Below are 7,257 nucleotides of genomic sequence, written 5' to 3'. Positions count from 1 at the left end.
GAAGGTGTGTTTCTGCGGTGTGTAGCAGATGCCGGCGTCACTGCAGCCGGAGAGGTCCACTTCCAGGGTGAAGGGGCCACGGATGCCCTCTTTGTGTAACTCATCGAGGGGTACAGAGATATTCAAAGTGCCGTAGTAGACCTTGTCCCCTTCGTAGACGATGGGCTTGGGGAGCTTGGGTTTGAGTTGGAGTGCTTTGGGTTTGAGAATCTTGAAGTGCAGATCTTTGGCATAGATGTGAATCTTTTGCCCCAGGCGGATCGTGGTTTTGAGAGTGTCGCCATCGACCTTCGCCTGGACTTTGAAAGCTTCGGAAGGTTTGAGGAATTTGTGCTGAAGTCCCCCGAAGGCTCCGGGATTTCCGAAACCGGCGTTGAGAAGAAATAGGGGAAGCAACAGCGCACCCAAGAGTATCGTCAATCGTCGTCTCATTCAGTTTTCTCCTGACAAAATTTGTTAGTGTATAGTATCTTTCCAGTGTGCAGGGATTGTGCACCTGGAATTATGGCTATAACTATAACCGATATTCATTAATCAAAAGTTTTGAAATAAAGGAAACAAATGTCCAACCGTCTGATCAATGAACAGTCCCCCTATTTGCAGCAGCACGCCCATAACCCCGTGGATTGGTACCCCTGGGGCGAGGAGGCCTTCGAGAAGGCCCGCCGGGAGAACAAACCGATCTTCCTCTCCATCGGCTACAGCAGCTGCCACTGGTGCCATGTGATGGAGCGGGAGAGTTTCGAAAACGAGGAGCTGACGAAGATCCTCAACGAGCACTTCGTCTCTATCAAAGTGGACCGGGAGGAGCGTCCCGATATCGACAAGCATTTTCAGGAGGTCTTCGTGACCATGAACGGTCGGGCGGGGGGATGGCCGCTGAGCATCTTCATGACCCCCGGGAAGGTCCCCTTCTACTCCGCCACCTATATCCCGCCCGAACCCCGCTACGGAATGATGGGCTTCGGTGAACTGCTGGAGACCATCGCTGCCAAATACACCAAAGACCGCAAAACCCTGGAGGAGAAGGGGCAGGAGGTGCTGGAGTATCTCAAGCCCAAGGAGAAGATCCAGGCGACGAAGATCGACCGGAACCTGGAGAGCATCGTCGTCAAACAGATGAAACAGGTCTATGAACCTGCCTTCGGCGGCTTCGGCGGTGCGCCCAAATTTCCCCACGCATCGACCCTGCGCCTGGCGCTGGCCCTGCTGCAACTCCACGAGGATCCGGAGCTACGGCAAATGGTGACACATACCCTGGAGGGGATGAGCCGGGGAGGGCTCTATGACCTGGTGGACGGGGGATTCTGCCGTTACAGCACCGATGTGATGTGGCTGGTTCCCCACTTCGAGAAGATGACCTACGACAACGCGTTGCTGGCGGAGGTCTATCTGAAGGCGGGGCTTCAGCTGGAGAATCCGGCTTTCACGCAGATCGCCTACGAGACGCTGGATTTCATGATGGAACGGATGATGGAAAAGGAGCTCTTCTTCTCCGCCAGCGATGCCGATACCGAGGGGGAAGAGGGGAAATATTTCGTCTACGGCTACGAGGAGGCGGTGGCAGCCTTTCGGGAGGCGGGCCTGGAGGATCCTGCCGGCGTTGCCCGGAGGCTGGGGATCAGCCCCAAAGGCAATTTCGAAGGGAAGAATATCCCAAGGCTCGAGGAGTCGGCCGACCGGAACGATCCGGAGATCCGGAAGGCGCTGGAGGTATTGAAAAAACTTCGGGAGGGGCGCATCTATCCCTTCATCGACCGGAAGGTGCAGAGCTCCTGGAACGCTATGATGATCCGCTCACTCTTTGTCGCGGGGCGGCAGGAGCGGCGTTATCTGGAGCAGGCGGTCCGGAGCCTGGAGGCGCTGGAGGCCAAGATGGCGGCGGGGGTACGGCTCTTTCATTCGACTCTCATTGACGCCGAGCCGAAGATCGAGGGCTTTCTGGAGGATTATGCCTGGTGGGTGACGGCGCTGCTGGAGGGGTACCGCAGCACCCTGGACGAGCGCTACCTGATCCGGGCCACGGAACTGGCCAACGAAGCGGTGCGCCGCTTCTACGACGGAGGACGCTGGCGGATCGATGACGGGGAGTTTCGGGAGGTCTGCGAAGATACCGACGCCGGCTATCCCTCGGCCCTGGCGGTGATGACCGAAGGACTGCTGGGGATCCGCGCCCTGGTGGATCCGGTCTACGAGAAGTTCATCGGCCGGACGCTGGAGGTCCACTCCTATCAGCTGATGCGTCAGCCCATCTCCCGTCCCACCCTCACCGAAGCGGCCATCCGCTTCCTGCGCGACGATCTGCTGGTCAAATCCAGCGAAGAGCGCCTGCGTCCCCACATCCCTGAGATCGACACCAACGGTTATCCCTGGTTCTGGCTGAGGACCGCCTTCGAGCCGGGATTCATGCTCTGCGGCACCCAAAGCTGCTTCGCCAACGAAGAGAGCTTCGAAGGGATCCGTAAGGCGGTGGAATACTGGAAGGGAACGGGTAACTAGGAACTAGTAACTAGGAACGAGTAATGAGTAATGAGGAATGAGGAATGAGGAACCGAATTTTGATTGAGAGTATGTAGAATAAAGAATTGGGAACGAGGAACCGGGGGGTTGTAGCGTGGGACAGCTATCCCGTGATTAATTGGTGAATGGTGAATGGTGAATGATTTTGGTTGGCGTTGTGATGCAACGCATTTATGGAAGTGGGGATTTATTCCCGTGACTCCGGCAGGAAATGCTCTGTGATTTCCCGGATAAAAGTGTGGAAATCCTCCAGATGATCCAGGTACTCAAAGAGCCTTTTTCTATCCAGCCTTGTGTACTCGTGAACCAGTAGATTCCTCAGGCCGACCATGGCGGTAGTGTTCTGCATCAGATCACGGTCGATATAGCCGTGTTGTGCCAGGAGTTCGAGACACTCTTTGTAGTTGCCGGGATTTCCCAGATTGAAACGGGCGCTGATTTTGCAGGCGATATCGATGACAATCTGGATCGACTCCAGCAGACCGTAACGTACCTCCCACTCGTAGCGGATATTCTGCTCCAGCATTTCAGGGGAATGAATCTCATTACGCACCTCTTTCAGGACATTCAGATTGGTCTCGAGGCGTTTGAGTTTGTCACTGAGCTGCACTGTTGATCCTTCGGATGAAAGCTTCATCAAAGAGATGAAACATCGGAGCCTGATCGAAATAGTGTCGGTAGGTCTGTTCTTTGAACTCGATATATTTTTCAGGATGTCGCTGGAAAAGAATTTTATGGTTTTGAAGGATGGAAAAGGCGAGTTTGGGCTGCTCCTGCGGAAGGTCGTTCAGCAGGACCAGATCCACCGGCCGATCGCTGACACTCTCCAACTCCGCAATCAACGCTCCCTCTTCCAGAAGACTCATAGGTTCACGCAGATACAAAGCGATGTCGATATCGCTCATCGGGTGTGTCGATCCTTTGGCCGAGGATCCAAAAAGCAGGGCAAAATCTATGCATTTTTCTTGCTTCAATACCTCAGTGATCTTTTCTTCACGCATTCATCAATCCTTTTGAAAGATTGTAACATACCAATATACCAATACACCGATAACTAATAACAAGAGGTTAGATCATAAATCACCCGTGCCAGATAGAGCCCCTCGGGGGGAGCCAGGCGGGTGGTGTGGCGGGTTTGGAGCTCCAGCTGTTCTCTGAGCTGCTCCAGGGTCAGTTCGCCGTTGGCCACGGCGGCGGCGGCGTGGACCATCATCCGCACCTGGGCACGAAGGAAGCCGTCGGCATGGAAGTAGATGTAGTCGTAGGAGCCACGTGAGAGGGTGTAGGCGCGGGTGACGGTACGGATGTTGTGGGCGGTTTGGGAGCCGGTCTTGAGGAAATAGCCGAAATCGTGACGGCCGACGAAACACTCCAGCGCCCGGGCCAGCAGCTCCCTGTCACCGATAGAGAGCCGGGCGACGTAGCGGCGTTCGAAGATCGAAGGCTTCGGGCGGAAAACGTAGCGATAGATCCGCTCCCTGGCGTCGTAGCGGGCGTGAAAGTCTCTTTTGACCGGGGTGAGGTGCTTGATGCGGATGGCCTCGAAGCGGTTGTTGAGGTGAGTTTGGAGCTTGCGTAGGGGCTGGAAGGCCCAGTGCTCCGGCAGATCGAAATGGACCACCTGGCCCGTGGCGTGGACCCCGGCGTCGGTACGGCCGCTGCCGATGACGGGGCTTTCGATCCCCAGGGAGTGCAGGGCCCGCTCCAGCTCCCCCTGGACGGTCCGGGGGGTGCGGGTCTGGCGCTGGAAGCCCTCGAAGGCGGAACCGTCGTAGGCGATGATGGCTTTGATCCGCTGCATCGGCCTAGAAATGCCTCAAGAGTTTTTTGCGTATCAGGAGAGTGCTGATGGCGAGAAAAAGAATCGAAGCCGTCACAAAGAGGGGAATGCTGCCGGTTTTTTTCAGCACCATGGCGGGGATATAGACAGCCAGAGCGACACTGAAAATCACAGCGATGGAGAGGCTGCGCTGATAGCGGGGGTTGTAGAAGGTAAGGGCGGCGATGATCCCGAATGCCAGGATGGGGGAGAGGGAGACAAAGATCAGATAGAGGAGTTTCCCCCGGCGTCCCCGGTCATGAAGGGCCTTTTCCCAATACTCCCTGCTGGTAACGATTTCTCCGTAGAGGTTGTGGGGGTACTGATAGATATCGAGTTCTCTGTAATGGAGGTTTTCGATCTTGTCGGGGGTGGAGGTTTCACCGCTTCCGTGGCGCAAGGTCAGTGAAAAACGTTCTCCGTCGTTGCGTACCTTTCCCTCTTCGGCGATGAAAAGCTGATATTTTCCTGCTTTGCCCCGGTTGAAAAGGACCATATTTCTGTAGGTATCGTTTCGATCTTTGCTCTCGACGAAGACATGGTAGTCGCCAAAACTCTGACTCAGTTTGTTGGGAGCGATTTTTAGCGTTGCCTCGGTGATTTTCTTTTGCTTGAATTGGGAGAGTTTCTGTTTCATCTGGGGGTAGAGCATCACCGAAAGCACCAGCAGTAGGGCACTGAAGAGTAGCAGAGTCGGGAGCATAAAGCGCAGGATCCGACCGGGGGTGTGTCCCAGAGAGAAGAGAGCGATAAACTCATTCTCTTCGGAAAAACGGGTAAAAGTGTTGGCCAGGGCGGCAATGAGGGAGAGGGGAATCGTGTAGAAAAAGATCTCCGGCAGCATATAACCGAAAAGCTGGATGAGCTCTCCCGCCTCCAGATTGACTTTGGAAGAGAGGATCGAAAGCTGGATAACGAAAATCAAAGAGACAATCAGCAAAAAAGGGAGAAAGACCAACAAATAGGTCTTGGCGAAAGTCCAGAGGATGTAACGCCGCGTTTTACCCATAGATCAGATGCTCCACCAGATGAAAAATCGGCTGGTCCAGCAGATAGAGGATCAGCGTTCCCATGGCAAGGAAGGGGACGAAGGGCACCATGGTATCCCGGGCCAGGAGCGAGGGGAGGATCGCAAGAATTGCCGAAATGAACAGGGCGACGAAGAAGCCGGGCAGTCCCAGCAACGCCGCCATGGTTCCCGCGACAATCACATCGGCGCCCCCCATCGCCTCTTTGCCCGTCGCTTTGCCGATGAACCAGGCCAGAAGCCAGAGGCCGCCGGCGGCGAGAGCCGCATCTTTGAGGGCCTGTAGAGCAAGGGCCCACTCTCCGGTCTGCCAGGCATGGGCCGCCGCGGCCAGCAGGGCGGTGGCCAGGGCGAAGAAGTTGACCGAATCGGGCACGGCAAGATACTCGAAGTCGATCATACTCAGGGCCAAGAGCGCGGAAAATGTCGCCGCGATCAGCAGGAAATAGAGGATCCCCGCCGTCTCGATAGGGTGATGGAACTGGGGAGTGAGTTTCAGATAGAGCGCCGCCCAGATCAGTCCGTTGAGCAACTCCACGAGCGGATAGCGTTTCGAGATGGGCTCCCGGCAAAACGCACAGCGACCCCCGAGGGCAAGCCAGGAGAGGAGAGGTACATTGTGATGCCAGCGCAGGCTCTCACCGCACTTGGGACAGTGGGATCCCGGCCAGGCGATGTTTTCGCCCCGTGGGGTGCGGTGGATCACCACATTGAGAAAGGAGCCCACTATCAACCCCAGCAGGAACACTCCCAGTGTCCAGATCAGTGTCTCTGCCATGTCTATATCCCTCCGAATTTGCGTTGACGCGTTTTGAAATTGTCGATGATACTGCGCAGCTCTTCGACGGAGAAGTCGGGCCAGTAGGTGTCGGTAAAAGCCAGCTCCGTATAGCTCAGCTGCCAGAGCAGGAAATTGGAGAGACGCTGCTCCCCGCTGGTGCGGATCAGCAGGTCTACGTCGGTATAGGGGGTGTCCAGGTGGCGGCCGACACTCGCTTCACTGATCTCCTCTCCCGCGGCGAGTGCCCGCCGGACGCTTCGGACGATCTCGGCCCGTGCTCCGTAGTTGAGGGCCAGGATCTGGGTGAGCTGCCGGTTGTTCCGGGTCAGTTCCCGGGTCTCTTCCAGGGTTTGGCGCAGTTTGTCGCTGAAGGGGCTCAGGTCTCCGATGGTCTCGAAACGGATCCCGTGCTCCATATAACGCTCCTGCTCCAGGCGGATGTACTTCTCAAGCAGATGCATCAGATAGTCCACTTCCATCTTGGGCCGCTTCCAGTTTTCGGTGCTGAAGGTGTAGAGGGTGAGGGTCTCGATCTCGGGATCGGCGGCACAGTACTCAGTCACCCGCCGAACCGTCTCCACGCCGGCCTCGTGGCCTTTGGTCCGGCGCAGGCCCCGCTCTTTGGCCCAGCGGCCGTTGCCGTCCATGATGATAGCCAGGTGGCGTAATGTATTACTCATCACCCAGTTTCTTCGCTTCGTCGAGAATGGCATAGGCCAGTTCCGCTTTGGGCGCGGTGGCCAGTTTCGTTTCGCGGTCGGGTGTGATGAAGGTGACGGCATTTTCGTCGCTGCCGAAACCTTTGCCCTCGCCGACGTGGTTGTAGCAGACCGCATCGACCCCTTTGGTATCCAGAAGCTGCCGGGCGTTCTCCGGTCCCTTCACGGGATCGGTCTCGGCCTTGAAGGCGACGGTGACGATCCCTGTTTTGTCCAAAGAGCTCAACATGTCGGGATTTTGGACCAGTTCCAGGGTCCAGTGTTCGCCCAGGGCACTCTTTTTGAGCTTGCCCTCCTGAGGGTAGCGGGGACGGTAATCGCTCACCGCCGCCGCCATGAAGAGGTAGGGGGTCTTCCGGATCATTCCGACGGGGTTGGGGTTGTTCATACT

Annotated in this window: 9 protein-coding genes; 1 reads left to right on the top strand and 8 read right to left on the bottom strand. The window is 56.5% G+C overall.

Going from position 1 to position 7,257, the window contains the following annotated elements; genetic code table 11:
* The coding region (locus F8I07_RS03530) for a protein-disulfide reductase DsbD N-terminal domain-containing protein (protein ID WP_292655809.1) at window positions 1-432 on the bottom strand (432 nt) is incomplete at its 3' end.
* Window positions 433-561: 129 nt separating this feature from the next.
* Here F8I07_RS03530 and F8I07_RS03525 point away from each other — a divergent pair.
* Window positions 562-2,499 (top strand): thioredoxin domain-containing protein, encoded by a 1,938-nt coding sequence (locus tag F8I07_RS03525; RefSeq protein WP_292655807.1) that lies wholly within the window; start codon window positions 562-564, stop codon window positions 2,497-2,499.
* 208 nt (window positions 2,500-2,707) lie between these two features.
* Here F8I07_RS03525 and F8I07_RS03520 read toward each other — a convergent pair whose 3' ends face one another.
* The 7 genes from F8I07_RS03520 to F8I07_RS03490 form a co-directional block, all read right to left on the bottom strand.
* A complete protein-coding gene (locus F8I07_RS03520; RefSeq protein ID WP_292655804.1) occupies window positions 2,708-3,130 on the bottom strand; it encodes a DUF86 domain-containing protein in 423 nt (140 codons plus the stop codon).
* Window positions 3,117-3,521, bottom strand: a complete 405-nt coding sequence (locus F8I07_RS03515) for a nucleotidyltransferase domain-containing protein (protein WP_292655802.1) — start codon at window positions 3,519-3,521, stop codon at window positions 3,117-3,119. The genes F8I07_RS03520 and F8I07_RS03515 overlap by 14 nt, the downstream gene beginning before the upstream one ends.
* A 53-nt stretch (window positions 3,522-3,574) precedes the next feature.
* Window positions 3,575-4,321: a tRNA pseudouridine(38-40) synthase TruA gene (gene truA / locus F8I07_RS03510; protein WP_292655799.1), complete on the bottom strand. Its 747-nt coding sequence runs from the start codon at window positions 4,319-4,321 to the stop codon at window positions 3,575-3,577.
* A gap of 4 nt (window positions 4,322-4,325) precedes the next feature.
* On the bottom strand, window positions 4,326-5,348 hold the full coding sequence (locus tag F8I07_RS03505; RefSeq protein ID WP_292655796.1) for an LptF/LptG family permease: 1,023 nt from the start codon (window positions 5,346-5,348) through the stop codon (window positions 4,326-4,328).
* Window positions 5,341-6,144 (bottom strand): A24 family peptidase, encoded by an 804-nt coding sequence (locus tag F8I07_RS03500; RefSeq protein ID WP_292655793.1) that lies wholly within the window; start codon window positions 6,142-6,144, stop codon window positions 5,341-5,343. The genes F8I07_RS03505 and F8I07_RS03500 overlap by 8 nt, the downstream gene beginning before the upstream one ends.
* A gap of 2 nt (window positions 6,145-6,146) precedes the next feature.
* Window positions 6,147-6,827 (bottom strand): polyprenyl diphosphate synthase, encoded by a 681-nt coding sequence (gene uppS / locus F8I07_RS03495; protein WP_292655788.1) that lies wholly within the window; start codon window positions 6,825-6,827, stop codon window positions 6,147-6,149.
* On the bottom strand, window positions 6,820-7,257 hold a 438-nt coding region (locus F8I07_RS03490; RefSeq protein ID WP_292655786.1), incomplete at its 5' end, for a phosphopantothenoylcysteine decarboxylase. The genes uppS and F8I07_RS03490, both read right to left, overlap by 8 nt.

The organism is Nitratifractor sp. (genome assembly GCF_015487065.1).
In the GTDB taxonomy this organism is placed as follows: Bacteria; Campylobacterota; Campylobacteria; order Campylobacterales; family Sulfurovaceae; genus Nitratifractor.
This window is presented reverse-complemented; position numbering and strand designations above follow the sequence as displayed.